Here is a 25,988-nt window from a genome sequence, read left to right on the forward strand (position 1 = left end):
CGTCAGAGCGGGTTATCGTTTGACACAGCAATGACCTTTTGCAGAACGGCTAAAGCTGCTCCGCTGTCGATGGACTGCGCTGCAAGAGCAATGCCGTCCTTCAGGTCTTTCGCCTTGCCGGAAATCACCAGAGCTGCGGCAGAGTTCAAGAGCACAATATCGCGATATGCGTTCTGTGCACCTTCAAGAACACCAAGCAGCGCCTTTGCGTTAACTTCGGCCTCTCCGCCCTTGAGCTCCGACATATCGACGCGACGAAGGCCAACGTCTTCTGGTGTAATCTCAAAAGTACGAATAGTGCCGTTTTCAAGTGCTGCAACCTTTGTGGTGCCTGCTGTGGTCATCTCATCGAGTCCATCGCCATAGACCACCCAGGCGGTTTCAGAGCCCAGTTCTTTGAGAACCTGAGCCAAAGGCTCAACCCATTCCGCCGAGAACACGCCAACCAGCTGGCGCTTGACGCTTGCCGGGTTTGAAAGCGGACCGAGCAGATTGAAAATCGTTCGGGTGCCGAGTTCAACGCGCGATGGTCCGACATGACGCATCGCAGAATGGTGCATCGGCGCAAACATGAAGCCAAGACCAGCTTCATTGATGCTGCGGCCAATCGTGTTCGCATCGGCTTCGATGTTCACACCAAGGGCTGCCAGCGCATCTGCTGCACCTGATTTGGAAGAGAGAGCGCGATTACCATGCTTTGCAACCGGAACGCCTGCGCCGGCCACGACAAAGGCGGAACAGCTGGAAACGTTGTAGGAGCCGGACTGATCTCCGCCAGTGCCGACAATATCTACAGCGCCCGCCGGAGCGGAAACTGGAAGCATTCGTGAGCGCATAGATGATACAGCACCGGCTATTTCCGGCACAGTTTCACCACGAACACGCAGAGCCATCAGAAAGCCGCCGATCTGTGACGGCGTAGCCTGTCCGGACATCATGATGTCGAAAGCTGCCTTGGAATCCTCGAGCGACAACGGATTGCCGGAGGCAGCCTTGGCGATATAGGGTTTTAAGTCAGCCATTATTCCATGTCCGCCGCTGATCAGAAGGCCAATGCATTGTTGATGACGGTCTGGTTGATCCGCACCGGATACTGCTTCTGCAGTTCGCCAACCATCTGTTCAAGAACATCATCTGTGAGTGTCGTCGACAGATAGGTCTGCTGCTGTTCAGGAATTGCTTCCGGACCTGCAGCGGTTGGTTCGGTGACTTCAACAACCTTGAACAAGATCTGTGCATCGTCAGATGCCGCAGCCGCTGTACCGGTGTGGTCGTTTGCGCCACGGAATACCTGAGCGGTTGCAGCCGAGCCAAAATCCGCATCGTTAGTGTTGCGGGTGATGCCGCGCTTGGTCTGCTTTTCTAGACCAGCTTCAGCAGCAATCGCATCGAGCGTCTCACCGCCATCCAGGCGCTTCTTCAGCTCTTCCAGACGCTGGTTCAAACGCTTGACGGCTTCTTCGCCCTTCCATGCTGCAACGACCTTGTCCTTAACTTCATCAAGGGTGCGGTCGCGAGCAGGGGTGGTGCCATCAATCTGGTACCAGAGATAGCCGGTGTTACCCATGGTGAGCGCGTCGTTGTCGAAGCCCTGTTCTGCCTGGAATGCGGCAGCGAGAAGCGCTTCGGAGTTTGGCAGTTCAACCGCTTTTCCGGCTGGATCGTTGCCTTCGGCATCGACAGCGTCAATGGTTACGGTCTTGAGGCTGAGACCCTTGGCAACATCGGCCATGCTTGCGCCGTCCGAACGCTGCTGTTCATAGGAATCGTGAATGCCGTTGATGCTGCTGATTGCAATGTTGGTGGCAACGGTATCGCGAATTTCGCCTTCAACATCCGACAGCGACTTGGTGTTTGCCGGATTAACTTTGGTAACGCGGAGAATGACCGGGCCGAATGCGCCCTTAACAACGTCACTTACGCCGCCTTCATTAAGGCCAAATGCTGCTTCTGCGATAATTGCATCTGGAAGAGCGGTCTTTTCGAAGGTTCCGAGAACCAGATCAGCTTCGCTCTTGCCCTGTTCTTTGCCGATATCGACAAAGCTTGTGCCTGCTGCGATTTTCTGCTGTGCGGCCGTAGCAGCTGCTTCATCAGCAAAGTTCAGCTGTTCGATGGTGCGCGTTTCAGTGGTGCTGAAACGGCTCTGGTTCTTTTCGTAATATTCCTTGATCTCATCCTGCGTGACAGCAGTAGCATCGGCAATGTCCGACGGCTCAAGCTTCACATAGGTGATCTTGCGGTATTCCGGAGCCTTATATTCATCCTTGTGCTCTTCAAAGTAAGCCTTGAGAGCGTCATCGGAAGGCGCTGGAACAGCATCGGCCTTCTCAGCCGGGATTGTGATGTAATCCGCGCTGCGGCTTTCACCCTGATAAAGAGCAAGCGCCTTGAGCATGGTGTTCGGCATTTTCATGCCGTCGGTTGCTGCTTCAACGATCTGCTGGCGACGAGCAACTTTCGCGCGGTTATCGAGATAGTCCTGCGCACGAATGTTTGACTGGCGCAGAACTGCATCGAACTGGGCGCGGCTGAAGTTGCCGCTGGCATCCTGGAACGATGGATCTTCGCCGGTCAGACGCGCAATGCCATCCTTGGAAAGACCAAGCTGCATGTTGCGTGCTTCTTCATCCAGAACAACGCCAGCTGCGAGCTGTGCAAGAACCTGATTGTCGACGCCGAACTGTTGTGCCTGTTCGCGGGTCAGTCGCTGACGAAACTGCTGCGACAGACGCATCAGCTGCTGCTCGTAAGCAAAGCGATAATCTGTTGCGCTCACTTCCGACTTGCCAGCGCTCAGCGCTGCATTGCCAGACATGTCGCCTCGGAATGCATCAGCGATGCCCCAGACTGCAAAACTCAGAACGAGCAGACCGAGGAGAAGCTTAGCAACCCAGGATTTGGCGGCATCACGCATACTGTCGAGCATTGGAAACCCTTTAAGAACAAAACAAAGCCCGGCTATCGATAAAGATAACCCGTGTGAGGGGATAACCTTAAGCTAGGCCATGATGCAAGTTCTCATTGAGCGTCGACCACCAAGAACATTGCCAAGAACGTTGCATTGCGTGACGAATACGCTTAGTCAATGGCAAAATTTGGCGCCGCTCACGCAAAAATATGCGGCCCGGCGTTCTTTAAGGCGAGGAGAATGAAATGACTCCGGGAATCCGTCCTCTGGTTGCTGGCAACTGGAAAATGAATGGTACAGGAGAATCCCTCACGGAATTGCGCGCGATTTCTGCGGGCCTGAGTTCCGATCTGGGTCGTAAGCTTGATGCCGTGATCTGCGTTCCGGCGACATTGTTGTCGCGCGCTGCTGAAACGCTTGAAGGTGAAACAGTTGCGCTTGGCGGTCAGGATTGTCACCAGAAAGCGTCTGGCGCACATACCGGCGATGTTTCGGCAGAAATGCTGAAAGAAGCAGGCGCAAGCCACGTTATCCTCGGCCACTCGGAACGTCGTACCGATCATCGCGAAGCCAGCGAGCTGGTGCGCAGCAAGACTGAAGCCGCCTGGGCTGCTGGTCTTATTGCGATTGTCTGCGTTGGCGAAACCGCTGATGAGCGCAAGTCAGATCGCACACTTGATGTGATTGGCGACCAGCTTGCAGCTTCGCTTCCCGAAGGTGTGAAGGCTGAAAACACGATTGTTGCTTATGAGCCAGTTTGGGCCATTGGTACTGGTCTGACGCCAACTGTTCAGGATGTGCGCGCAGCCCACGCATTCATGCGTGACAAGCTCACCGAACGTTTTGGCACCAGCGGCGCGCATCTGCGACTCCTCTATGGTGGTTCGGTCAAACCGGCCAATGCCATTGAATTGTTGAGCGTGCCGGATGTCGATGGTGCATTGGTTGGCGGAGCCAGCTTGAAAGCAACAGACTTCCTCGCCATATGCGAAACCTATCGTAATCTGTGATGAGCATCTGCGTCCTTTAATCTATATCGGGTGCAGGGCTTGGATTATCATGCAATAGCGTGTAAAGAGCCGCTCTATCTATTTGTATCATCGCTATCCGGGGCGGAAATCGCTTGGTTTTTCCCGGTTATGCATTAGTCCAGAGATATAAAGACCGTAACCTATGCAGACCATAGTCATTGTCATTCATTTGTTGATCGTTCTGGCGCTTGTTGGCGTTGTGCTCATCCAGCGTTCCGAAGGCGGTGGCCTTGGTATCGGCGGTGGTTCGGGCTTCATGACGGCACGCGGCGCGGCTAACGCGCTGACCCGCACGACAGCTATTCTTGCGATTGGCTTCTTCGCCACTTCGCTCGTTCTCGGCATCATGGCCCGTTATGGCGAAAAGCCAACGGACATTCTGAACCGTATTCCTGCAGCTGGCAGCACGCAGAACCCTCCTGCTGGTGGAACTGGTACCGGTACCGGCGGTGGCATTCTCAATCAGCTGGGTGGTGAGTCTTCGCGCACCAATGAAGCTGAAACACCTGCTTCGGGCGAAGCTCCAGCAACTGCACCAGCGCAGCCTGACAGCACTCAGCCACAGGCTCCACAGGTTCCAAGCTCACAATAAGAGCTTTGTAATTGCTGAAAATTTGAAAACCGGCTCGAAAGGGCCGGTTTTCTTTTTGTTAAGCATCAGATTGCAAAGTGTTGCACACGGGCAATAGCCCCTCTCGAATCGTGAGGGATAGCTATTGTGGATAATTGAGTAGTGCTGCCCTTTGCAGTATGGAGAGCGAAAGCCTGAACGCGATACTGCGACAGGTGTTTTCCGCACTGCTTGGGTTTTCGGGAACAGATCATGTCTTCACGTTTTATTTTGATGGCTGGCATTGCAAGCCTTTGCATTGGACTTACGGGCCCAAGTTTTGCAGCTGGTGCTGAAGCTGAACTTACGGCTGCGGCAACGGGTGTTCAGCAGGTCGCTATGGCAAACGATGCCAAGGAAAAGCCTGCAAAGAAGAAAAAGAAGAGCGCTTCGAACGCAGGTGCTGCGAAGAAGGTTGCCCTCAACCGCTACAATATCGACCCGCGCTATCAGGCGCAGACCGTATCCTTTACCGGTTACGAAGCTGGCACGATCGTCATCGATCCTGCGAAGTATTTCCTTTATCTCGTCGAAAGCTCGACCACTGCGCGCCGTTACGGCATTGCGGTCGGTAAAGTAGGACTTGAGTTCAAGGGAACAGCAACTGTCAGCGCAAAGCGCGAATGGCCACGCTGGATTCCGACCAAGGAAATGATTGAACGCAATCCTGCTCAGTATGGTCGCTACAAGAACGGTATGGACGGCGGTCCAGGCAATCCACTTGGTTCGCGCGCCATGTATCTGTTCCAGGGCAACAAGGATACGTATATCCGTATTCACGGTACCACTCAGCCATGGACAATCGGCAGCCCGGCTTCGAACGGTTGCTTTCGTATGACCAATGACGACATTCTGGATCTCTATGATCGCGTCGGCATGGGCGCAAAAGTCGTCGTTCTCTAATTTTTTGTAGAAATACCCGAAAGGCCGGGATCTTCCCGGCCTTTTTTCGTGCGCGTGTAACAAACAACGCTACATGCTGCGAGCAGGACTGAACTTGGTGGAAGCATCCGGTTATCCCATATGGGAGGCTGAACGGGTGTGATTTTGATGGAAAAAACGCTGGTCACACTTTTTTTAGTGGCGGAATCAGCAAGAAGGGTCTAACGACATAAGCCCATGGCGCGATATGTATTCATCACAGGCGGCGTGGTTTCTTCCCTTGGAAAAGGCATTGCCGCAGCAGCATTGGCTGCACTCCTTCAGGCACGCGGTTACCGCGTGCGTATCCGTAAACTCGACCCTTATCTGAACGTCGACCCCGGCACGATGTCGCCTTACCAGCACGGTGAGGTGTTCGTCACTGACGATGGTGCCGAAACAGACCTTGATCTGGGCCATTACGAGCGGTTCACCGGTCGTCCTGCAAATCAGCGGGATAACATCACCACCGGTCGCATCTACCGCAACATCATCGAAAAAGAACGCCGCGGCGATTATCTCGGTGCGACGGTTCAGGTCATTCCTCACGTCACGGATGAAATCAAGAACTTCATTCTTGAAGGCAATGACGATTATGATTTCGTGCTGTGCGAAATCGGCGGTACGGTTGGCGATATCGAAGCCATGCCGTTCCTCGAAGCTATTCGTCAGCTCGGCAACGAACTGCCACGCAACAGCGCAGTCTATATCCATCTGACATTGATGCCGTATATTCCAGCGGCAGGTGAACTCAAGACCAAGCCGACGCAGCATTCGGTCAAGGAACTGCGTTCGATCGGTATTGCTCCGGATATTCTTCTGGTTCGTGCAGATCGCGAGATTCCGGCTTCCGAACGCCGCAAGCTGTCGCTGTTCTGTAATGTGCGGGAAAGCGCGGTTATTCAGGCGCTCGACGTCTCGACCATTTATGATGTGCCGATTGCCTATCATAAGGAAGGTCTCGACAACGAAGTGCTTGCAGCATTCGGTATCGAACCGGCACCGAAGCCACGTATGGAACGCTGGGAAGGTATTTCCCATCTTCTGCACAACCCTGAAGGTGAAGTTACCATTGCCGTTGTCGGCAAATATACCGAGCTGAAGGATGCTTATAAGTCGCTGATCGAAGCGCTGCAGCACGGTGGCATTGCCAACAAGGTCAAGGTCAATCTCGACTGGATCGAAGCTGAAGTCTTTGAAAGCGAAGACCCTTCGCCATATCTCGAAAAAGTCCATGGCATTCTGGTGCCAGGCGGCTTTGGTGAGCGTGGTGCGGAAGGCAAGATCCTTGCGGCCAAGTTCGCACGCGAACACAAGGTCCCTTATTTCGGCATCTGCTTCGGTATGCAGATGGCATGTCTCGAAGCCGCGCGTAATCTCGCCGGTATCGAAAATGCCTCTTCGACCGAGTTTGGCCCGACCAAGGAACCTGTTGTTGGTCTGATGACCGAGTGGCTCAAGGGCAATATGCTCGAAAAGCGCACGAAGTCGGGTGATCTGGGCGGCACGATGCGCCTTGGTGCATATGATTCCACGCTCAAGGCTGGAACACGTATTGCCGAGATTTACGGTTCGACCGAGATTTCTGAACGTCATCGTCACCGCTATGAAGTGAACGTTGATTATAAGGACCGCCTCGAAGCTAGCGGCTTGGTATTCTCGGGCATGTCACCTGACGGCGTTCTGCCGGAAACGGTTGAATACGCTGACCATCCTTGGTTCATCGGCGTTCAGTACCATCCGGAACTGAAGTCGCGTCCGTTTGAGCCACACCCACTATTCTCTTCCTTCATCGCAGCTGCGATGGAACAGGGCAGACTGGTTTGATGCATGACAAATGATCTTGCGCGCAAAGCTCGTTCAGTTGACCATCTGGTGCTTCCAGTTTCTCAACTGAGTGAGGCGCGCAGGAGACTTTCCCTTCTGGGATTTACAGTGGCGCCGGACGCACAACATCCGTTCGGCACCGCTAATGTCTGCAGTTTCTTTGCAGACGATACTTATCTCGAAATGTTGGCTGTAGACCGTTCGCCGCTTTATGAAGCCGCCGCACAGCGAAACAACAGCTTTATCCAGCGTGACTTATCTTACCGTTTTCGAAACGGTGATGATGGTTTTTCCGGCATAGCCTTCAAGACTGACGATTCGCGTGGCGATCATGCGGAGTTCAAGCGGCGCGGTATTTCCGGCGGTCGCATGGTCGAGTTTTCGCGCAGCTTCATCTCGTCGGAGGGAAAACGTGAGAAAGGCAGCTTCCGGCTGGCTTTTGCAGCGGACTTGCGCGCGCCCGACGCATTCTTCTTCACCTGTCAGCGTTTGGCATACCCCAAGACTGACCGTTCGCACCTGATCACACATGAAAATGGCGTATCAGGCTTACGCGAGATATTGCTGTGCGAAGAACAACCGGAAGACTTCTCCGATCTCTTGCAGGGTGTATTTCATGCAGCTGCTCGGAGACGTGAAGATGGCTCCCTGGCAATCACGGTTAAAAATTCCAATATAGAGGTCATGACGCCGACACAGTTTAATAGCTGTTTCGGCTGGTCGCCGGAACTGCATGGTCGTGGCTTGCGACTATCAGGACTGGTTTTCTCGGTTGCTTCGCTTTATGCCGTTGAGCAACTCCTCACTCGTAACGGAATCGCTTTTACAAAGAGCGATGGTCGTGTTCTCATCCATCCTGCCGTAGGTCAGGGGACATTGTTTGTATTTGAAGGTTCACAATCATGACGACCGCTAATTCTGCCGTGAAAATCGGCAATGTTACGATCTCCAACAGCGCGCCACTGGCTTTGATTGCCGGGCCTTGCCAGATGGAAAGCCGTGAACATGCGTTCGACATGGCCGGACGTCTGGTGGAGATCACCAACAAGCTCGGCATGGGCCTCGTCTATAAGTCGAGCTTCGACAAGGCCAACCGCACCTCGCTTGGCGCACAGCGCGGCATTGGTCTGGATAAGGCACTCGAAGTTTTTGCCGATCTCAAGAAAGGGTTCGGCTTTCCTGTTCTCACTGACATCCATACTGAAGAGCAATGCGCAACTGTTGCTGAAGTTGTCGATGTTCTGCAGATTCCAGCGTTCCTTTGCCGCCAGACTGACCTTTTGGTCGCCGCTGCAAAGACAGGCCGTGCGGTTAATGTGAAGAAGGGCCAGTTTCTGGCGCCCTGGGACATGAAAAACGTGCTGGCCAAGATCACTGAGAATGGCAATCCGAATGTTCTGGCCACTGAACGCGGCGCGTCTTTCGGTTATAACACACTTGTTTCCGACATGCGTTCGCTGCCTATCATGGCAGGCTTCGGCTCGCCGGTGATTTTCGATGCAACCCATTCCGTGCAGCAGCCTGGCGGGCAGGGTGGTTCGTCCGGTGGCCAGCGCGAATTCGTTGAAACGCTTGCAAGCGCTGCGGTTGCTGTGGGTGTAGCTGGTGTATTCATCGAAACGCATGAAGACCCGGATAATGCACCATCTGACGGTCCAAACATGGTTCAGATTGATAAAATGCCTGCACTTCTCGAAAAGCTCATGGCTTTCGACAGGATTTCTAAATCGATTTAAAATTTCATTAGAAATTCACAGGCGGGGGATGTTCCTCCGCCTTTTATTTCTGTAATGAAGTCTCACATCGGATTTCTTCAATGTGCCTCGCGGCAGGAGCGGGGCTATCTACAGGGAAGGACTTGCCCCTATGACTGCAATCATCGACATCGTTGGTCGCGAAATTCTCGACAGCCGCGGTAACCCGACTGTTGAAGTCGACGTCGTACTCGAAGACGGCTCTTTTGGCCGCGCAGCTGTGCCATCGGGCGCTTCTACTGGCGCACATGAGGCTGTTGAGCTTCGTGACGGCGGCAGCCGCTATCTCGGCAAGGGCGTTGAAAAGGCTGTTGAAGCAGTCAATGGCAAGATTTTCGACGCAATCGCCGGCATCGATGCTGAAAATCAGCTTCTCGTTGACCAGGCTCTGATTGAACTTGATGGCACGCCAAACAAGGGCAATCTCGGTGCAAACGCAATTCTCGGCGTTTCGCTTGCTGTTGCCAAGGCTGCTGCACAGTCGACCGGCCTGCCGCTTTATCGTTACGTTGGCGGTGCTAACGCCCATGTTCTGCCAGTTCCAATGATGAACATCATCAATGGTGGCGCTCATGCCGACAATCCAATCGACTTCCAGGAATTCATGATCCTGCCAGTTGGTGCTCCATCGCTGCGCGAAGCTGTTCGTTATGGCGCGGAAGTTTTCCACACGCTCAAGAAGCGTCTGAAAGATGCTGGCCACAACACCAATGTTGGTGATGAAGGCGGTTTTGCTCCGAACCTGCTGAGCGCAGAAGCTGCTCTCGATTTCGTTGTAGAATCGATCGAAAAGGCTGGCTTCAAGCCGGGCGAAGATATTGCTATCGGTCTCGATTGCGCTGCGACTGAGTTCTTCAAGGACGGTAACTACGTCTATGAAGGCGAGAACAAGACCCGGGATCCAAAGGCTCAGGCTGAGTATCTCGCGAAGCTTGCTGCTGATTACCCAATCGTTTCGATTGAAGACGGCATGGCTGAAGACGATTGGGAAGGCTGGAAGTATCTGACCGACCTGATTGGCAAGAAGTGCCAGCTCGTTGGCGACGATCTTTTCGTAACGAACTCGGCTCGTCTGCGCGATGGTATCAAGATGGGCGTTGCCAACTCGATCCTCGTCAAGGTCAACCAGATCGGTTCGCTCAGCGAAACGCTGGATGCCGTCGAAACCGCACACAAGGCTGGTTACACTTCGGTCATGTCGCACCGTTCGGGCGAAACCGAAGATTCGACCATTGCCGATCTCGCAGTTGCAACCAACTGCGGTCAGATCAAGACCGGCTCGCTGGCTCGTTCAGACCGTACTGCAAAGTACAACCAGCTCATCCGCATTGAAGAAGAACTTGGCAAGCAGGCTCGCTATGCAGGCCGCAGCGCATTGAAGTTCCTCTAAGATCGAATTGATATCTGAATTAAAAAAGGCGGGCTTCGGCTCGCCTTTTTCTTTGTGTCTTCGTGCGGACACATTTGCTTGTTCTCTAAGATTACAAACGGGGAGCAAAGTCATGTCGAACGATACGCTGGGTTTTTACGCCAATAACGCCGCGACTTATGCTGCGAGTTCCAGCATTAATCGCAAACTCGATAGCTTTCTCAAGCATGTTCGTCCAACTGGGCGCATTCTCGAACTTGGTACGGGAAGCGGGCAGGATGCGAAGGCAATGCTTTCGCGTGGCTTCGATGTCGATCCGACCGACGGTTCACCCGAACTTGCTCAGGAAGCCTCGGCGCTGTTGCAGCGTCCTGTTAGGCAGCTGCTTTTTCACGAGCTTGATGCAGTTGACCGCTACGATGGCATTTATGCTTCGGCGTCGCTCCTTCATGCAAAGCGTGCCGATTTACCGAATATCGTGAAACATATGCATCGTGCATTAAAACCCGGCGGCTGGCTGTGGGCCAGTTTCAAAGACGGCCCCGGTGAGGGCTATGACGCATTGGGACGTTACTATAATTATATGAGTGCTGAAGAGATCGCCCGCATCTGGAACGACAATGCAGCTTGGAATTTTTTGTCACTGGAGAGCTGGCAGGGCGGTGGGTACGATCAGAAGCCGACTTTGTGGCATTCGGTGCTTTCACAGCGCTGAGCTTCCTCGTAAACCATTCGAACTAAATCACGCAGAGCCTTTATCTTATAGTTGTCTTCCATTCCTCTTATGGCCTTTGCAGCCGTTATAGTCGATTTGACAAAACAAATTACATTGATATCAATATAAGTGCGGTTGCCCGTTTCATTCGGTGTCCTATTTCTAGGGAATGCTGACCGAGGGCAGACGCATCTAATCAAAAATGGGTGGGCCAAAATGGGAGAGAGAAATGGCTTACATAGAAGGATTTGTCGTCGCAGTTCCTAAGGCGAACAAGGAAACCTATCAGAAACACGCAGCCAAGGCTTCGGCCTTGTTCAAGGAATTCGGTGTGACGCGGATGGTGGAAGCCTGGGGCGACGATGTGCCTGATGGCAAAGTTACCGATTTCCGCCGTGCGGTACAGGCCAAGGACGACGAAGAGGTTGTCTTCTCGTGGTTCGAATATCCGGACAAAGCCACGCGCGATGCTGCCAATGAAAAAATGATGAGCGATCCGCGCATGAAGGACATGGGAGATACCATGCCATTTGATGGCAAGCGCATGATCATGGGGGGCTTCTCAACCATTCTTGATGTGTGATTTGCACAGGATTCGTTGATGAGATGGCGGCTTCGGCCGCCATTTCTGATTCAGACGAAAGCCATATGTCGTAAAAATTCTACGCCTGAAGTGTCCTGTCATCACTCCGCGGTAAAGCTCTGTTAAGCAAAATAATGCTTCATGGTGGAAATCGGATTGACGTGGTCAGAACGCGTGCGATCTGATTCTAACGGATCGGCACTCTGACTATCTTTATTAATGCGCAACCTGTTCCGAAGACTGGTTCCCGTTTTCCGGGGTGCGCTTTAATTCAGAATCAAAGCCGCTCTGAATGTCCGGGAAGGAAGTCGAAATGTGGACCAAGCAGAAACGTAAATCTATCCGCGGCCGTTTTGTGCTGCCTATTCTGACAGCTGCGTTTCTTAGCTATTTCGGCTTTCACGCCTATCATGGCGAATTCGGTCTTTATTCCCGCATCCAGCTTGAAGAACAGAAGAGCTTGCTGACGCAGCAGCTCGATAAGGTGACTGCCGACAGAGCAGCACTTGAAAAGCGAGTCACGCTTTTACGTGATGGTTCGATTGAAAAGGACATGCTTGACGAGCAGGCCCGCAGAGCGCTTAATCTCTCTCATCCCGATGAAATGACAATTATCGTTTCTCGGGAGGATCGATCGAATTAACTAAATCCTGGTTAATTGTCTTTTTGTGATATGTTTTTAAGGGCTTGGCGGCATAGCAGCTATGCTCTACGCGCATATTGTATCTTGTAAATTGCCCGTATAACGTCACAATAGAACGACAATCGTAGAGCGCCGCGCGTCCTTCGTGTGCGTGAATGTGCTCTGATAATTTGAATCGACGCATGTTGCTTTCAAAATCGATCCCGATTTTGGGTGCATGCTGTAGGGAGCGAGATATGGCACCGAAGGCTAATAAGGCGTCGGCTGGAAAATCGCAGGCGTCTTTTGGGAATGTTCCCAAGACTCCAGCGCCAGCTGATTTCACTAAAGAGCAGGAACTGAACGCTTACCGTGAAATGCTGTTGATCCGCCGTTTCGAAGAAAAGGCAGGACAGCTTTACGGTATGGGCTTTATTGGTGGCTTCTGTCACCTTTATATCGGTCAGGAAGCTGTCGTCGTTGGTATGCAGAGTGCGCTCAAGGAAGGTGATCAGATCATCACTTCCTATCGTGACCATGGTCACATGCTGGCAACCGGCATGGAAGCGCGTGGCGTTATGGCCGAGCTTACCGGCCGCCGTGGAGGTTACTCCAAGGGCAAGGGCGGCTCCATGCACATGTTCTCGAAGGAAAAGGGCTTTTACGGCGGTCATGGTATCGTCGGCGCTCAGGTTCCTCTTGGCACTGGTCTTGCCTTTGCGAACAAGTATCGCGGCAATGACAATATCTCCGTCACCTATTTCGGTGATGGCGCGGCCAATCAGGGCCAGGTCTATGAAGCTTTCAACATGGCATCGCTGTGGAAGCTTCCGGTGATCTACGTGATCGAAAACAACCGCTATGCAATGGGCACGTCGGTTTCGCGTTCTTCCGCTGAAACAGATTTCTCCAAGCGCGGCGTTTCGTTCAACGTTCCGGGCATCAAGGTTGACGGCATGGACGTTCGCGCCGTTGCTGCTGCTGCTGAAGCCGCTGCTGAATGGGCGCGTGCTGGCAAGGGTCCATTGATTCTTGAAATGGAAACCTATCGTTATCGCGGTCACTCGATGTCCGATCCTGCGAAGTATCGTTCGAAGGACGAAGTGCAGAAGATGCGCTCCGAGCACGATCCGATTGAACAGGTCAAACAGCGCCTGATTGAAAATAACTGGGCCACTGAAGAAGAGCTGAAGGAAATCGACAAGGAAGTCCGCGACATCGTCGCTGATTCGGCCGATTTCGCTCAAAACGATCCGGAGCCGGATGTTTCCGAGCTCTACACGGATATTCTGCTCTAATTCAGGAAAGGTATTGTCATGCCCGTAGAAATTCTCATGCCTGCCCTTTCCCCGACGATGGAAGAAGGCAAACTGTCCAAGTGGCTGAAAAAAGAAGGCGACAAGGTCACATCCGGTGACGTGATCGCTGAAATCGAAACCGATAAGGCGACGATGGAAGTCGAAGCTGTTGACGAAGGCACCGTCGGTAAAATTCTCATCGCAGAAGGAACCGAAGGCGTGAAGGTCAACACGCCAATTGCTGTTCTGCTCGGCGATGGCGAAAGCGCCTCCGACATCGGTTCTGCTCCTGCTGCAAAAGCAGAAGCACCGAAAGAAGAAGCAAAAGAAGCACCAAAGGCTGAAGAAAAGAAGGCCGATAGCGTGCCTGCTGCTCCGAAAGTTGAAGTTGCTTCCGATCCGGACATTCCAGCCGGTACAGAAATGGTTTCGATGACTGTGCGTGAAGCACTGCGCGACGCCATGGCTGAAGAAATGCGCCGCGACGAGAACGTCTTCATCATGGGTGAAGAAGTTGCCGAATATCAGGGCGCCTACAAGATCACGCAGGGCCTTCTCGACGAATTCGGCGCACGCCGCGTTGTCGATACCCCGATCACCGAGCATGGTTTTGCCGGCGTCGGCGTTGGTGCTGCAATGGCTGGCCTGAAGCCGATTGTCGAATTCATGACCTTCAACTTCGCCATGCAGGCGATTGACCAGATCATCAATTCGGCTGCGAAGACGCTTTATATGTCGGGTGGCCAGATGGGCGCACCGATGGTGTTCCGCGGTCCTTCGGGCGCTGCTGCCCGCGTTGCTGCCCAGCACTCCCAGTGCTATGCCGCTTGGTACAGCCAGATCCCAGGCCTGAAGGTCGTTATGCCTTACTCGGCTGCTGATGCGAAGGGTCTCCTCAAGGCTGCTATCCGCGATCCGAATCCGGTCATCTTCCTTGAAAACGAAATTCTCTACGGTCATCATTTCGATGTGCCGAAGCTTGACGATTTCGTTCTGCCAATCGGCAAGGCCCGCATTCACAAGCAGGGCAAGGACGCGACCATCGTTTCGTTCGGTATCGGCATGACTTATGCGGTCAAGGCTGCTGAAGAGCTGGCTGCACAGGGCATCGATGTCGAAATCATCGATCTGCGCACCATCCGCCCAATGGATATTCCAACGGTCGTTGAATCGGTAAAGAAGACCGGTCGTCTCGTCACCGTTGAAGAAGGCTACCCACAGTCTTCCGTTGGCACTGAAATTGCCACCCGCGTCATGCAGCAGGCTTTCGATTATCTCGATGCGCCGATCCTGACGATCGCTGGCAAGGACGTTCCGATGCCATATGCGGCAAATCTCGAAAAGCTGGCTCTGCCAACTGTTGCAGAAGTGGTGGAAGCGGTGAAAGCCGTGACCTACACCGCCTGAGGAGGTACTGGACATGCCGATTAAAATCACCATGCCAGCACTTTCACCAACCATGGAAGAGGGCAATCTCTCCAAGTGGCTGGTCAAAGAAGGCGACAAGGTTACGTCCGGCGATGTGATCGCTGAGATCGAAACCGACAAGGCGACGATGGAAGTCGAAGCTGTCGATGAAGGTGTTGTTGCCAAGCTCGTCGTTCCTGCTGGAACCGAAGGCGTCAAGGTCAATGCGCTGATCGCAATCCTCGCCGAAGACGGCGAGGATGTTGCAGAAGCAGCCAAAGGCGGCGATTCCGCTCCTGCACCAAAGGCAGTAGCTAAGGCTGAAACGCCTAAGGAAGAGCCAAAGAAGGAAGCTGCACCCGCAGCAACCCCGGCGCCTGCAAAGGCTGAAGCCCCAGCGGCTGCTCCTGCTACTAATAGTGGCGCCGAAAACAAGGGAGATCGCGTTTTCGCATCGCCGCTTGCTCGTCGTATCGCAAAGGATGCAGGCGTTGATGTTTCCGCTGTTAAAGGCACTGGTCCTCATGGCCGTGTCGTTCAGCGTGACGTTGAAGCTGCAATCAAGTCTGGCGGCACTAAGGCTGCTGCGGCTGCACCGCAGGCAGCTGCATCGGCACCAAAGCCTCAGTCGGATGATGCCATCCTCAAGCTCTTTGAAGAGGGCACATACGAAATCGTTCCTCACGACGGTATGCGCAAGACCATTGCCCGCCGTCTGGTTGAATCGAAGCAGACTGTTCCGCATTTCTATCTGACGATCGATTGCGAACTCGATGCGCTTCTGGCTCTGCGTTCGCAGATCAATTCGGCTGCACCACTGACCAAGACGGAGAAGGGCGAGGTTCCGGCCTACAAGCTTTCTGTCAACGATCTGGTGATCAAGGCTGTTGCTCTTGCGCTGCGTGACATTCCTGAAGCCAACGTCTCCTGGACTGAAGGCGGCATGATCAAGCACAAGCGTGCGGATGTCGGCGTTGCTGTGTCGATCCCTGGCGGTCTGATTACGCCAATCGTGCGTCAGTCGGAATCCAAAACGCTGTCCGCCATCTCCAACGAGATGAAGGACCTTGCCAAGCGTGCGCGTGATCGCAAGCTCAAGCCTGATGAATATCAGGGTGGTTCGACCTCTGTGTCCAACCTCGGCATGTTCGGCGTGAAGGACTTTGCAGCAATCATCAACCCACCTCATGCGACGATCTTCGCAATCGGTGCGGGCGAACAGCGCGCAGTGGTCAAGAACGGTGAAATCAAGGTTGCGACGGTTATGTCCGTAACCCTTTCCACCGATCACCGTGCTGTCGATGGTGCTCTGGCTGCTGAACTTGCACAGGCCTTCAAGCGTCACATCGAAAACCCGATGGGTATGCTGGTCTGATTGGATGGCCTTTAAATGCGCCGCATTCTCAGAATGCGGCGCTTGAGGTTTTGAATGGCAGGACTACTCAAGCTTCGCCCGGCTGAACGCCATGATGCTGCCGAGATAGCCATTTTGGTCGATATCTCTTCTCATGGCTTCGCACATTGGTTGTGGCAAAGTGTTATGCATGATTGCGACGCTGAGACCGTGATGGAGGCGGGCTTACGTCAGATGCAGGAAGCTGGCATGGAGGGCTGGCAAGGAACGACCATCGCCGAGTGGGATGGCGTTACAGCTGGATTATCCATCGGTTTTACTCTGGACGAAAGCTTGCATGAGCTAAAGCCACAGAACGAGGTTCTGGCTCAAATTATTGCACTTCAATGCAAGGTGATCGGCAGTCGTTTTATAGACAGCGTTGCCGTTTATCAGAAATTTCGTGGCAAGAGCATCGGTCGCGCACTCGTTGCAAATGAAATCGAGCAGGCAAAACTGAGCGGGAACGCCAGTCTCAGCCTGATAACAGAAAGCCATAATAGCGTAGCGCTTTCGCTTTATCGCGGTTATGGATTTGAAGAAATGGAACGGCTCGAAGCTGTGAAGCGTATCGGGCAGGACAAAGTTCATGACTGGGTATTGCTTACCCGGAATGTGAACTGAGCAAAGGCAGGAACAATATGGCCGACACTTACGACGTTATTGTTATCGGATCCGGTCCTGGAGGCTATGTTGCGGCGATCCGCGCAGCACAGCTCGGGCTCAAGACGGCTGTTGTAGAGCGCGAACATCTCGCTGGCATCTGCTCCAACTGGGGTTGTATCCCGACCAAAGCGCTTCTGCGTTCGGCTGAAGTGAAGCACCTCGCTGATCATGCCAAAAATTATGGTCTGAAGCTTGAAGGTTCAATCACTGCCGATATCAAGGCTGTTGTTTCCCGTTCGCGCGGCATTGCCGAGCGCATGAACGGTGGCGTCGGCTTCCTGATGAAGAAGAACAAGATCGATGTGATCTGGGGCGAAGCAAAGCTTTCCAAGCCGGGTGAAATCGTCGTTTCCAAGACTTCCAAGGCGCCGATGTTGCCACAGGCACCTCAGCCGAAGAACACACTTGGCGAGGGCACTTACAAGGCTAAGCACATCATCGTTGCAACAGGTGCGCGTCCGCGTGCGCTTCCAGGCATTGAGCCAGATGGCAAGCTGATCTGGACTTACTTTGAAGCGATGGTGCCGCAGGAACTGCCGAAAACCATGCTGGTCATGGGTTCGGGCGCAATCGGCATTGAGTTTGCCTCGTTCTATAACGACATGGGCGTTGATGTTACCGTCGTTGAACTGATGTCGCAGATCATGCCTGTTGAAGATGCGGAAATTTCGGCTTTCGCACGCAAGCAGCTGGAAAAGCGCGGTCTCAAGATCATCACCGAAGCCAAGGTTTCCAAAGTTGAGAAGGGCGCAAACAATGTGACCGCTCATATCGAAACCAAGGATGGCAAGGTTCAGACACTCACCGTTGATCGCATGATTTCGGCTGTTGGCGTTCAGGGCAATATCGAAAATATTGGCCTTGAAGCACTTGGCGTTAAGACTGATCGTGGTTGCATTGCCATCGACGCTTATTGCAAGACCAATGTTGACGGCATTTATGCGATTGGTGACGTTGCTGGTCCGCCGATGCTCGCTCACAAGGCTGAGCATGAAGCTGTGATCTGCGTTGAAAAGATTGCTGGTCTGCCAAATGTTCATCCGCTTGACCGCAATATGGTCCCAGGCTGCACCTATTGTAACCCACAGGTTGCATCGGTTGGTTTGACTGAAGCCAAGGCAAAGGAAAAAGGCCTCGACATTCGTGTCGGTCGTTTCCCATTTGTAGCAAACGGTAAAGCGATTGCACTTGGTGAAGATCAGGGACTGGTCAAGACGATCTTCGACAAGAAGACCGGACAGCTGCTGGGCGCGCATCTTGTTGGCGCCGAAGTGACCGAACTTATTCAGGGCTTCGTCGTTGCGATGAACCTTGAAACCACTGAAGAAGAACTGATGCACTCGGTCTTCCCGCATCCAACGATTTCCGAAACGATGAAGGAAAGCGTACTGGATGCATATGGCCGCGCGCTGAATATGTAATTCAGAGATCTGATTCCGACATTTGCACCTCTTCACAACAAGTGTTGTGCAAATGTCGGTTTTCAAACTTTGAATTCAATTCACGAGGAAACGCTCTTAAAGGAGTGAACTCATTCCGCTGATTGAAAATGGAGGGCCATGGCGGCGTGCCGCTTGGCCCATGATTAAATGGTGTACGACAGGCGGTCTTGCTTTAGGCTTTCTGGCAGGAAGCTTGAGCTTGCTCGGCGGAAACACCATATCGGTCAACGGAATGGCTATCGCTGGCTGGTACGGCGTCTGGATACTGACATTCGCTCTCGGATTAGGCGGCTTTCTGTTTGGCCTCATCTGGGCGTTGGTTTTCAGAGCATTAGGTATGGCAGCGAGACGGTAAGCCGCAGCAAATGCCATTGCATTGCAGCGTATCAAATTGTTAGGGCAAGCGTTAAGTCAGGGGTCTACCCATTATTGGAACAGATCAGCTCTCAGGCATTTGTTTCAGATAGGCAGGAAACAGCATGGTTACAGTTCTCGATACAGTGAACCAGAGACGTCAGCGGCACCCTGAAAAGGCTCACCGTCCAGACACCGAAATTCTGAAGAAGCCGGACTGGATCCGCGTCAAGGCCCCGGTTTCGCGCGGCTATAACGAGACGCGCGAGATCGTCCGCTCGAACAAGCTTGTGACCGTTTGCGAAGAAGCAGGTTGCCCGAACATTGGCGAGTGCTGGGAAAAGAAGCACGCGACCTTCATGATCATGGGCGAAATCTGCACCCGCGCCTGTGCTTTCTGTAACGTATCGACCGGTATCCCAACGGCTCTTGATCCAAATGAGCCGGAAAATGTCGCTAAGGCTGTCAAGCAGATGGGCCTTACGCACGTCGTTATTACCTCTGTTGACCGTGACGATCTGGCCGATGGCGGAGCACAGCATTTTGCCGAGGTTATTCGCGCGATCCGCGCGGCGACTCCGAAGACGACGATTGAAATCCTTACGCCAGACTTCCTGCGCAAGGAAGGCGCGCTTGAGATCGTGGTCAAGGCACGCCCTGACGTGTTTAATCACAATCTGGAAACGGTTCCGTCGAAGTATCTCAAGGTTCGCCCGGGCGCTCGTTATTTCCATTCGATCCGCCTGTTGCAGCGCGTGAAGGAACTCGACCCGACAATCTTCACGAAGTCCGGCATCATGGTTGGTCTTGGCGAAGAGCGGAACGAAATCCTTCAGCTGATGGACGACCTTCGTTCTGCTGAAGTGGATTTCATGACCATCGGTCAGTATCTCCAGCCAACCCGCAAGCACCATCCGGTGATCCGTTTCGTGACGCCAGACGAATTCAAGTCTTTCGAGACGATTGGTCGTACCAAGGGCTTTGCGCTCGTTGCGTCCAGCCCGCTGACGCGTTCATCGCACCATGCCGGTGACGATTTCGCAAAGCTTAAGGCTGCTCGCGAAGCGCAGGTTGCAGCACAGGCTTAAATTCGCATGCCGCAATTTACGAATGTCAGACGCGTTCATCACAGGGCAGACCAGATGTTTGCCCTGGTATCGGATGTTGAAAAATATCCGCAATTCCTGCCGATGTGCGAAGCACTCTCAATTCGCTCCCGAAAGGAGCGGGAAGGCAAGACGCTTCTGATCGCCGACATGACGGTTGGGTATAAGCTGATCCGCGAGACATTCACCAGTCAGGTGCTTCTGAAGCCAGACGAAAACGTCATCGACGTGAAATATGTCGATGGCCCGTTCCGCTATCTCGACAATAGCTGGACATTTAAGCCGGTGAGCGATGGTTATGAATGTGACGTCGAATTCTTCATCGACTATGAATTCAAAAGTCGCACGCTTGGGCTGTTGATGGGATCAATGTTCGATCTGGCTTTCCGCAAGTTCTCAGAAGCCTTTGAGAAGCGTGCTGACGCGATTTACGGTCTGGCTTAGGCTTTAGAGTTCAGCGCCTCAAGGACCAGTGCCAGCGCAGAAAGCACGGTTTCGTGCCGAATGTCTTCGCGTGACTTTTCACCAAAACGGCATTCTTTGTGTAGCGTGGCAAAACCTTTGCGCGCGCTGGCAATGTGCACAAGACCGACCGGCTTTTCTGCTGACCCGCCACCGGGGCCGGCAATACCGGTAACGGCAATGCTGATGCCGGCGCGTGAATTGTTCAGCGCGCCTTCTGCCATGGCTATTGCCACTTCTTTTGAAACCGCACCCACCTGGTTGATCAGCTCCATCGGGACGCCGATCATCTCATTCTTGGCTTCATTGGAGTAGGTGACAAAGCCGCGGTCCACAACATCAGACGAACCCGCAATATCGGTGAGTGCTGCCGCGATAAGCCCGCCTGTGCAGGATTCTGCTGTCGCAATCATGATGCCGTGTTTGCGGCAAGCGTTGAGTACGTCGATTGCCTGGGCTTCCGCAACAAGTGTCATTCTGGAACCTCACCGGGATAGATCACTGTTGCCGTAACGATAGCAGCAATGCCTTCGCCGCGACCAACAAAGCCCATTTTCTCGTTGGTGGTCGCTTTGACGGAAACACGGTCATGCGAAATGCCGAGCATATTGGCCATGGCTTCCATCATTGCGGGGCGATGCGGACCGATCTTAGGTTCTTCAGCGATGATTGTCACATCCGCGTTGGCGATACGACCACCGGCTTCACGCACGATCTTGACCGCATGTTCAACGAAGATATGCGATGCAGCGCCCTTCCACTGCGGATCGGAAGGCGGGAAATGTGTGCCAATATCGCCTGCGCCGCGTGTGGCAAGCAGGGCATCGGTCAGTGCGTGGAGGGCCACGTCGGCATCCGAATGACCGTTCAGTTTCCTGTTGTGCGGAATGGCCACGCCGCAAAGCGTGACATGATCGCCCGGCTCGAAACTGTGAACGTCATAGCCATTGCCGGTGCGGATATCTGGAAATGAAGTCATGCCATGCCTCAAGCGTTTGTCGGCCATTTCAATATCTTTGGCCCATGTGAGTTTGGTATTGTCTGCCGAACCCTCGATAATACGCACGGAAAGTCCATAAGCTTCCGCAATCGAGGCATCGTCGGTAAAATCCGACCGGCCGCTGAGATAAGCTTTTTCGTGGGCGTCCAGGATCGGATTAAATGGAAAGGCCTGTGGCGTCTGTGCTGCAAAAAGACCAGCACGAGGGACAGTTGTTCTGACAGTGCCATCACTGGCCGATTGCTTCAGCGTGTCCGAAACGGCAAGGGCAGGCAGCACGCCTTCCTGCGGTGTCAGATTGTCGAATATGCGTGCAAGCAATTCCTGCTCAATGAATGGACGCACACCATCATGGATGAGGACATAGTCAGGGGCGTTCTTGTTGAGCGCCAGCAATCCAAGTCGCGTGGATTCCTGTCGCGTCGGTCCACCGGTGACAACGCGCACATTCTCATAATATTCGGTAACGGCATTTTCATAAAGTGCCGCATCATCGGCATGGATGACCACGATGATCTGGTCGATCTCAGCGCAATGCGCAAAAGCACGCAGCGTGCGCGAAAGCACTGCTTCGCCGCCGATCCGCCGATATTGCTTCGGCCCTTCAGTGCTCTGTCCCGCCCGTTCGCCGCGTCCTGCGGCTACGATGACTGCTGCTGCCCGTGAAATGTCGGTCGCCTTCGCCAAAAGATTCATCTAGTTACATGCGGAATAATGCCTTGCGCAAATAATTGCCAGACGGCAATCGATTTATCATCGCAGCTACGCGCTTTTCCTTGCGTTCAATGCATTGAGTGATTAAAGTGTGTGCTAATTGCATCATGCACATCAAATGGGCATTTCTTGGTGGCTACCCTTGAACAACCTCTGAATATACGCGGTGTGACACTGCCAAACCGCGTATTTCTCGCGCCCATGTCAGGCGTTTCCGATCTTCCGTTCCGAAAGCGCGCCGCCGAGGCTGGCGCGGGCATGGTTGTTTCGGAAATGGTGGCAAGTGCTGAACTCTGCAATCGCCATAGGGAAAGCATGTTGCGCTTATCCGGCGAAGGGCTTGGCACGCATGTCGTGCAGCTTGCAGGCAGCGAAGCGCACTGGATGGGCGAAGCTGCCATCATCGCCGAAGGCGAGGGCGCGGATATTATCGACATCAATATGGGCTGCCCTGCCAAGAAAGTGACAGGCGGCTATTCGGGTTCAGCCCTTATGCGCGATCTTGATCATGCCATGACGTTGATTGAAGCAACCGTTAATGCCGTGAAAGTGCCTGTTACGCTGAAAATGCGTCTTGGCTGGGACGAAAACAGTATCAACGCACCGGAACTCGCAAAGCGTGCCGAAGATGCCGGTATTGCGATGGTGACGGTTCATGGACGCACACGCTGCCAGTTTTATGAAGGCACAGCCGACTGGGACGCCATTCATGCGGTACGCGATGTCGTGAAGATTCCACTTGTCGCCAATGGCGATGTGTCGTCACGCGAGGATGCGGAAGAATTGCTGCGTCGCTCAGGCGCTGATGCCGTGATGGTCGGACGCGCTTCCTATGGTCAGCCCTGGCTTGCAGGCTTGATCGCAGGCAGCGATTTCGCACCGCGGTCGCAGGGTGGCATTCTTTCTTATATTATAAGACATTACGAAGATATGCTCGACCATTATGGCAGCAAGACGGGTATTCGCCATTCAAGAAAGCATCTTGGCTGGTATCTGGATCGCCATGCAGTCGAAGCATTTTCTCCCGCAGACAAGGCTGAAATCATGACGCTCATCGACCCGGAAGCGGTTGTCGCGGCATTGACCCGCGTTTTTCTGCGTGAAGCAGACAGAAAGGTCGCGTGATGGGCGTTAGAGGTGAAACGAACGGCATTCCAGCAATCATTCTGGATGCAATCAATCAGCCTGTCATTATGGTCAGCGCCGACAATCATATTGTTTATGCCAATATGGATGCGGAGCAGTTTTTCCGCTCGGGTTCGTCCATTCTGGCGCGTAACCGTCTTGAATCTTTTTTGCCTTTCGGCAGTCCGTTGCTCGCTCTTGTCGATCAGGTTCGCACCGCTCAGGTTCCGGTGAACGAGTATCGCGTCGATATTTCATCGCCAAAACTCGGTGCCGAACGCATTGTCGATCTTTACGTGGCGCCGGTCATCGAAACGCCGGGTGCTGTGGTTATTCTGTTTAAAGAAAAGACCATGGCGGAGAAGATCGACCGTCAGATGACCCATCGCGGAGCCGCACGTTCGGTGACGGGGCTTGCTTCCATGCTGGCGCATGAGATCAAAAACCCGCTTTCAGGCATTCGCGGGGCCGCTCAACTGCTTGAACAGGTGGTTGGTGATGAAGATCGCGCATTGGCACGGTTGATTACCGATGAAACAGATCGCATCGTGAAGCTCGTTGATCGTATGGAAGTGTTTTCCGATGAGCGGCCTATCGAGCGCACGGCGGTCAATATCTATTCGGTGCTGGATCATGTGAAGACGTTGGCGCGAAACGGTTTCGCGCGGCATATCCGCTTTGTCGAGGAATATGATCCGTCGCTGCCGCCGGTTTATGCCAATCGCGATCAGCTTGTGCAGGTTTTCCTCAATCTGGTGAAAAATGCTGCCGAGGCGCTTGGCGACCGTGAAGGTGCCGAGATCACGCTCTCGACGGCTTATCGTCCGGGCATTCGCCTGCAAGTGCCGGGCGCCAGTGATCGTGTTGCGCTGCCACTTGAGTTCTGCGTCCATGATAATGGTCCGGGCGTGCCGGAAGATATGCTGCCGCACCTGTTTGATCCGTTTGTGACGACCAAGACCAACGGGTCAGGTCTCGGACTGGCGCTTGTGGCCAAAATCATTGGAGATCATGGCGGTGTGATCGAGTGCGACAGTCATCCATCGCGCACCACATTCCGCATTCTGATGCCTGCATGGAAAAGTTCTGCTGATAACACGGGCTCCAAGAGCCCAAGCATGTCTGCAAAGACAGGAGATAACGCATGATTGCCGGACGTCCGACAGGTACGATTCTCGTTGCGGATGACGATGCTGCAATTCGCACAGTGCTTAATCAGGCACTTTCGCGTGCTGGCTACGATGTTCGGGTTACATCCAACGCGACCTCGCTGTGGCGCTGGGTGGCGGCTGGCGATGGCGATCTGGTGATTACCGACGTCAATATGCCAGACGAAAATGCGTTTGATCTGCTGCCACGCATCAAGAAAATGCGCCCCGATCTGCCGATTGTGGTGATGAGCGCGCAAAATACATTCATGACCGCGATCCGGGCTTCGGAAGCGGGAGCTTATGAATATCTGCCAAAGCCGTTCGATCTGACAGAGCTCATCAATATTGTTGGCCGTGCGCTTTCAGAGCCAAAGCATAAGCCAGCTGCCGTGTTGCAGGATGAGCAGGCAGAAAATATGCCGCTCGTTGGCCGTTCGCCAGCCATGCAGGAAATCTATCGCGTCTTGGCCCGTATGATGCAAACCGACCTGACCATGATGGTCACAGGTGAGTCGGGCACAGGCAAGGAACTGGTCGCGCGTGCGCTGCACGAATATGGTCGCCGTCGCAAAGGACCGTTTGTTGCCATCAATATGGCTGCAATTCCGCGTGATCTGATCGAATCCGAACTGTTTGGTCATGAAAAGGGTGCCTTTACCGGCGCGCAGAACCGTTCAAGCGGACGTTTTGAGCAGGCCAATGGTGGTACGCTGTTCCTTGACGAAATCGGCGACATGCCGATGGAAGCGCAGACGCGCTTGCTGCGCGTGTTGCAGCAGGGCGAATATATGACGGTTGGTGGCCGCACGCCGATCAAGACTGATGTGCGCATCGTGGCCGCGACCAACAAGGATTTGCGCCAGCTCATCGCACAGGGTCTGTTCCGCGAAGACCTTTATTATCGTCTGAATGTGGTACCACTGCGCTTGCCACCACTTCGTGAGCGCAGCGAAGATGTGCCTGATCTGGTTCGTCATTTCTTCAAGCGCGCTGCCGAAGAAGGCCTGCCAGAGAAACGCATTACGCCCGCTGGCATTGAAATGATGCGTCGCTATCCGTGGCCGGGTAACGTGCGCGAACTCGAAAATCTCGTGCGCAGGCTTTCAGCGCTTTATCCGCAGGATGAGATTTCGCCGGAAATCATCGAGACCGAGCTGAAATCAGAGCTTTCAAAGCCTGATATTCCAATTGCGGTTGCGGGCGACATTGAAAACATCACCATATCGCAGGTGGTTGAGCAGAATATGCAGCGATACTTCGCATCGTTTGGTGCTGATTTGCCCCCACCAGGGCTTTATCATCGCGTGCTGGCGGAACTGGAATATCCGCTGATTCTTGCTTGTCTGACCGCAACGCGGGGTAATCAGATCAAGGCTGCTGAGATTCTTGGACTTAATCGCAATACGTTGCGTAAGAAGATCAGAGAGCTTGGCGTGAACATCTATCGGGGCACAAAGCAGTAGAAACCGGGCAGTAAGACCGCTCACAGTTTCGCGAAGTCTTATTTAAGCTGTAAACAATCGTTGC

The 25,988-nt window shown here is 53.5% G+C and carries 25 protein-coding genes; 21 read left to right on the forward strand and 4 right to left on the reverse strand.

What is annotated here, in order from left to right:
• Positions 1–2: 2 nt before the first annotated feature.
• On the reverse strand, positions 3–1,022 hold the full coding sequence (gene trpD, locus RT142_RS00475) for an anthranilate phosphoribosyltransferase (RefSeq protein WP_007875158.1): 1,020 nt from the start codon (positions 1,020–1,022) through the stop codon (positions 3–5).
• Positions 1,023–1,042: 20 nt separating this feature from the next.
• The gene (locus tag RT142_RS00480) at positions 1,043–2,929 is read right to left on the reverse strand and encodes a peptidyl-prolyl cis-trans isomerase (RefSeq protein ID WP_313026481.1); all 1,887 of its coding nucleotides are present in this window, start codon (positions 2,927–2,929) and stop codon (positions 1,043–1,045) included.
• Between the two features lie 227 nt (positions 2,930–3,156).
• Here RT142_RS00480 and tpiA point away from each other — a divergent pair, with 227 nt between their 5' ends.
• The 18 genes from tpiA to RT142_RS00570 all read left to right on the forward strand — a co-directional run bounded on the left by tpiA (position 3,157) and on the right by RT142_RS00570 (position 20,453).
• Positions 3,157–3,921 carry a triose-phosphate isomerase gene (gene tpiA / locus RT142_RS00485; protein ID WP_313026483.1) on the forward strand — a complete coding sequence of 255 codons (765 nt, stop codon included), beginning with the start codon at positions 3,157–3,159 and terminating at the stop codon, positions 3,919–3,921.
• Between the two features lie 163 nt (positions 3,922–4,084).
• Positions 4,085–4,534 carry a preprotein translocase subunit SecG gene (gene secG / locus RT142_RS00490; RefSeq protein WP_007875153.1) on the forward strand — a complete coding sequence of 150 codons (450 nt, stop codon included), beginning with the start codon at positions 4,085–4,087 and terminating at the stop codon, positions 4,532–4,534.
• Positions 4,535–4,765: 231 nt separating this feature from the next.
• Complete coding sequence (locus RT142_RS00495; protein WP_007875152.1) at positions 4,766–5,455, forward strand: L,D-transpeptidase; 690 nt, start codon at positions 4,766–4,768, stop codon at positions 5,453–5,455.
• Between the two features lie 216 nt (positions 5,456–5,671).
• Positions 5,672–7,300: a CTP synthase gene (locus RT142_RS00500; RefSeq protein WP_007875151.1), complete on the forward strand. Its 1,629-nt coding sequence runs from the start codon at positions 5,672–5,674 to the stop codon at positions 7,298–7,300.
• Between the two features lie 3 nt (positions 7,301–7,303).
• The gene (locus RT142_RS00505; protein WP_313026486.1) at positions 7,304–8,206 is read left to right on the forward strand and encodes a VOC family protein; all 903 of its coding nucleotides are present in this window, start codon (positions 7,304–7,306) and stop codon (positions 8,204–8,206) included.
• On the forward strand, positions 8,203–9,036 hold the full coding sequence (kdsA, locus tag RT142_RS00510) for a 3-deoxy-8-phosphooctulonate synthase (protein WP_313026489.1): 834 nt from the start codon (positions 8,203–8,205) through the stop codon (positions 9,034–9,036). The genes RT142_RS00505 and kdsA overlap by 4 nt, the downstream gene beginning before the upstream one ends.
• 130 nt (positions 9,037–9,166) lie before the next feature.
• The gene (eno, locus tag RT142_RS00515; RefSeq protein WP_007875148.1) at positions 9,167–10,444 is read left to right on the forward strand and encodes a phosphopyruvate hydratase; all 1,278 of its coding nucleotides are present in this window, start codon (positions 9,167–9,169) and stop codon (positions 10,442–10,444) included.
• A 112-nt stretch (positions 10,445–10,556) separates the two neighbouring features.
• Entirely contained in the window at positions 10,557–11,138 is a 582-nt protein-coding gene (locus tag RT142_RS00520; protein ID WP_313026492.1) for a class I SAM-dependent methyltransferase, read from the forward strand.
• 229 nt (positions 11,139–11,367) lie between these two features.
• Positions 11,368–11,721, forward strand: a complete 354-nt coding sequence (locus tag RT142_RS00525) for a DUF1428 domain-containing protein (RefSeq protein ID WP_007875146.1) — start codon at positions 11,368–11,370, stop codon at positions 11,719–11,721.
• 313 nt (positions 11,722–12,034) lie between these two features.
• Positions 12,035–12,364 carry an FtsB family cell division protein gene (locus tag RT142_RS00530; RefSeq protein ID WP_007875144.1) on the forward strand — a complete coding sequence of 110 codons (330 nt, stop codon included), beginning with the start codon at positions 12,035–12,037 and terminating at the stop codon, positions 12,362–12,364.
• Positions 12,365–12,600: 236 nt separating this feature from the next.
• Positions 12,601–13,641, forward strand: a complete 1,041-nt coding sequence (pdhA, locus tag RT142_RS00535) for a pyruvate dehydrogenase (acetyl-transferring) E1 component subunit alpha (RefSeq protein WP_007875142.1) — start codon at positions 12,601–12,603, stop codon at positions 13,639–13,641.
• An 18-nt stretch (positions 13,642–13,659) separates the two neighbouring features.
• Positions 13,660–15,048, forward strand: a complete 1,389-nt coding sequence (locus RT142_RS00540) for a pyruvate dehydrogenase complex E1 component subunit beta (protein WP_112806570.1) — start codon at positions 13,660–13,662, stop codon at positions 15,046–15,048.
• Between the two features lie 31 nt (positions 15,049–15,079).
• Positions 15,080–16,423, forward strand: a complete 1,344-nt coding sequence (locus RT142_RS00545) for a pyruvate dehydrogenase complex dihydrolipoamide acetyltransferase (protein ID WP_409558557.1) — start codon at positions 15,080–15,082, stop codon at positions 16,421–16,423.
• Positions 16,424–16,477: 54 nt separating this feature from the next.
• Positions 16,478–17,065 carry a GNAT family N-acetyltransferase gene (locus RT142_RS00550; RefSeq protein WP_007875139.1) on the forward strand — a complete coding sequence of 196 codons (588 nt, stop codon included), beginning with the start codon at positions 16,478–16,480 and terminating at the stop codon, positions 17,063–17,065.
• 17 nt (positions 17,066–17,082) lie between these two features.
• Positions 17,083–18,528 (forward strand): dihydrolipoyl dehydrogenase, encoded by a 1,446-nt coding sequence (gene lpdA, locus RT142_RS00555; protein ID WP_007875138.1) that lies wholly within the window; start codon positions 17,083–17,085, stop codon positions 18,526–18,528.
• Positions 18,529–18,688: 160 nt separating this feature from the next.
• On the forward strand, positions 18,689–18,904 hold the full coding sequence (locus RT142_RS00560; protein WP_039859805.1) for a hypothetical protein: 216 nt from the start codon (positions 18,689–18,691) through the stop codon (positions 18,902–18,904).
• 124 nt (positions 18,905–19,028) lie between these two features.
• Entirely contained in the window at positions 19,029–19,991 is a 963-nt protein-coding gene (lipA, locus tag RT142_RS00565; protein ID WP_112812785.1) for a lipoyl synthase, read from the forward strand.
• 6 nt (positions 19,992–19,997) lie between these two features.
• Positions 19,998–20,453 carry a type II toxin-antitoxin system RatA family toxin gene (locus tag RT142_RS00570; RefSeq protein WP_313026499.1) on the forward strand — a complete coding sequence of 152 codons (456 nt, stop codon included), beginning with the start codon at positions 19,998–20,000 and terminating at the stop codon, positions 20,451–20,453.
• On the opposite strand, the gene RT142_RS00575 is transcribed toward RT142_RS00570, so the two are convergent.
• Positions 20,450–20,947 (reverse strand): CinA family protein, encoded by a 498-nt coding sequence (locus RT142_RS00575; protein WP_105518605.1) that lies wholly within the window; start codon positions 20,945–20,947, stop codon positions 20,450–20,452. The two genes, RT142_RS00570 and RT142_RS00575, sit on opposite strands and share 4 nt — an antisense overlap.
• Positions 20,944–22,167 carry a bifunctional 2-C-methyl-D-erythritol 4-phosphate cytidylyltransferase/2-C-methyl-D-erythritol 2,4-cyclodiphosphate synthase gene (locus RT142_RS00580; RefSeq protein WP_313026501.1) on the reverse strand — a complete coding sequence of 408 codons (1,224 nt, stop codon included), beginning with the start codon at positions 22,165–22,167 and terminating at the stop codon, positions 20,944–20,946. Before RT142_RS00580 ends, RT142_RS00575 begins: the two co-directional genes overlap by 4 nt.
• A 150-nt stretch (positions 22,168–22,317) precedes the next feature.
• Between RT142_RS00580 and dusB the strand changes: the two genes are divergently transcribed.
• From dusB to ntrC, 3 genes are read left to right on the forward strand one after another with little or no spacing between them, the layout of a single operon-like run.
• A complete protein-coding gene (gene dusB / locus RT142_RS00585) occupies positions 22,318–23,310 on the forward strand; it encodes a tRNA dihydrouridine synthase DusB (protein ID WP_313026503.1) in 993 nt (330 codons plus the stop codon).
• Positions 23,310–24,458: a two-component system sensor histidine kinase NtrB gene (locus tag RT142_RS00590; protein ID WP_064320663.1), complete on the forward strand. Its 1,149-nt coding sequence runs from the start codon at positions 23,310–23,312 to the stop codon at positions 24,456–24,458. Before dusB ends, RT142_RS00590 begins: the two co-directional genes overlap by 1 nt.
• Positions 24,455–25,924 carry a nitrogen regulation protein NR(I) gene (gene ntrC, locus RT142_RS00595; RefSeq protein ID WP_007875118.1) on the forward strand — a complete coding sequence of 490 codons (1,470 nt, stop codon included), beginning with the start codon at positions 24,455–24,457 and terminating at the stop codon, positions 25,922–25,924. Before RT142_RS00590 ends, ntrC begins: the two co-directional genes overlap by 4 nt.
• The last annotated feature ends 64 nt before the right edge of the window (positions 25,925–25,988 follow it).

The sequence above is a fragment of the Brucella sp. genome, from assembly GCF_032066345.1.
GTDB lineage: Bacteria > Pseudomonadota > Alphaproteobacteria > Rhizobiales > Rhizobiaceae > Brucella > Brucella pseudogrignonensis.

Excerpts from the sequence above, each read along its gene's own strand:
- trpD (WP_007875158.1), bottom strand. The coding sequence starts at position 1,022 with ATGGCTGACTTAAAACCCTATATCGCCAAGGCTGCCTCCGGCAATCCG.
- RT142_RS00480 (WP_313026481.1), bottom strand. The coding sequence starts at position 2,929 with ATGCTCGACAGTATGCGTGATGCCGCCAAATCCTGGGTTGCTAAGCTT.
- tpiA (WP_313026483.1), top strand. The coding sequence starts at position 3,157 with ATGACTCCGGGAATCCGTCCTCTGGTTGCTGGCAACTGGAAAATGAAT.
- secG (WP_007875153.1), top strand. The coding sequence starts at position 4,085 with ATGCAGACCATAGTCATTGTCATTCATTTGTTGATCGTTCTGGCGCTT.
- RT142_RS00495 (WP_007875152.1), top strand. The coding sequence starts at position 4,766 with ATGTCTTCACGTTTTATTTTGATGGCTGGCATTGCAAGCCTTTGCATT.
- RT142_RS00500 (WP_007875151.1), top strand. The coding sequence starts at position 5,672 with ATGGCGCGATATGTATTCATCACAGGCGGCGTGGTTTCTTCCCTTGGA.
- RT142_RS00505 (WP_313026486.1), top strand. The coding sequence starts at position 7,304 with ATGACAAATGATCTTGCGCGCAAAGCTCGTTCAGTTGACCATCTGGTG.
- kdsA (WP_313026489.1), top strand. The coding sequence starts at position 8,203 with ATGACGACCGCTAATTCTGCCGTGAAAATCGGCAATGTTACGATCTCC.
- eno (WP_007875148.1), top strand. The coding sequence starts at position 9,167 with ATGACTGCAATCATCGACATCGTTGGTCGCGAAATTCTCGACAGCCGC.
- RT142_RS00520 (WP_313026492.1), top strand. The coding sequence starts at position 10,557 with ATGTCGAACGATACGCTGGGTTTTTACGCCAATAACGCCGCGACTTAT.
- RT142_RS00525 (WP_007875146.1), top strand. The coding sequence starts at position 11,368 with ATGGCTTACATAGAAGGATTTGTCGTCGCAGTTCCTAAGGCGAACAAG.
- RT142_RS00530 (WP_007875144.1), top strand. The coding sequence starts at position 12,035 with ATGTGGACCAAGCAGAAACGTAAATCTATCCGCGGCCGTTTTGTGCTG.
- pdhA (WP_007875142.1), top strand. The coding sequence starts at position 12,601 with ATGGCACCGAAGGCTAATAAGGCGTCGGCTGGAAAATCGCAGGCGTCT.
- RT142_RS00540 (WP_112806570.1), top strand. The coding sequence starts at position 13,660 with ATGCCCGTAGAAATTCTCATGCCTGCCCTTTCCCCGACGATGGAAGAA.
- RT142_RS00545 (WP_409558557.1), top strand. The coding sequence starts at position 15,080 with ATGCCAGCACTTTCACCAACCATGGAAGAGGGCAATCTCTCCAAGTGG.
- RT142_RS00550 (WP_007875139.1), top strand. The coding sequence starts at position 16,478 with ATGGCAGGACTACTCAAGCTTCGCCCGGCTGAACGCCATGATGCTGCC.
- lpdA (WP_007875138.1), top strand. The coding sequence starts at position 17,083 with ATGGCCGACACTTACGACGTTATTGTTATCGGATCCGGTCCTGGAGGC.
- RT142_RS00560 (WP_039859805.1), top strand. The coding sequence starts at position 18,689 with ATGATTAAATGGTGTACGACAGGCGGTCTTGCTTTAGGCTTTCTGGCA.
- lipA (WP_112812785.1), top strand. The coding sequence starts at position 19,029 with ATGGTTACAGTTCTCGATACAGTGAACCAGAGACGTCAGCGGCACCCT.
- RT142_RS00570 (WP_313026499.1), top strand. The coding sequence starts at position 19,998 with ATGCCGCAATTTACGAATGTCAGACGCGTTCATCACAGGGCAGACCAG.
- RT142_RS00575 (WP_105518605.1), bottom strand. The coding sequence starts at position 20,947 with ATGACACTTGTTGCGGAAGCCCAGGCAATCGACGTACTCAACGCTTGC.
- RT142_RS00580 (WP_313026501.1), bottom strand. The coding sequence starts at position 22,167 with ATGAATCTTTTGGCGAAGGCGACCGACATTTCACGGGCAGCAGCAGTC.
- RT142_RS00590 (WP_064320663.1), top strand. The coding sequence starts at position 23,310 with ATGGGCGTTAGAGGTGAAACGAACGGCATTCCAGCAATCATTCTGGAT.
- ntrC (WP_007875118.1), top strand. The coding sequence starts at position 24,455 with ATGATTGCCGGACGTCCGACAGGTACGATTCTCGTTGCGGATGACGAT.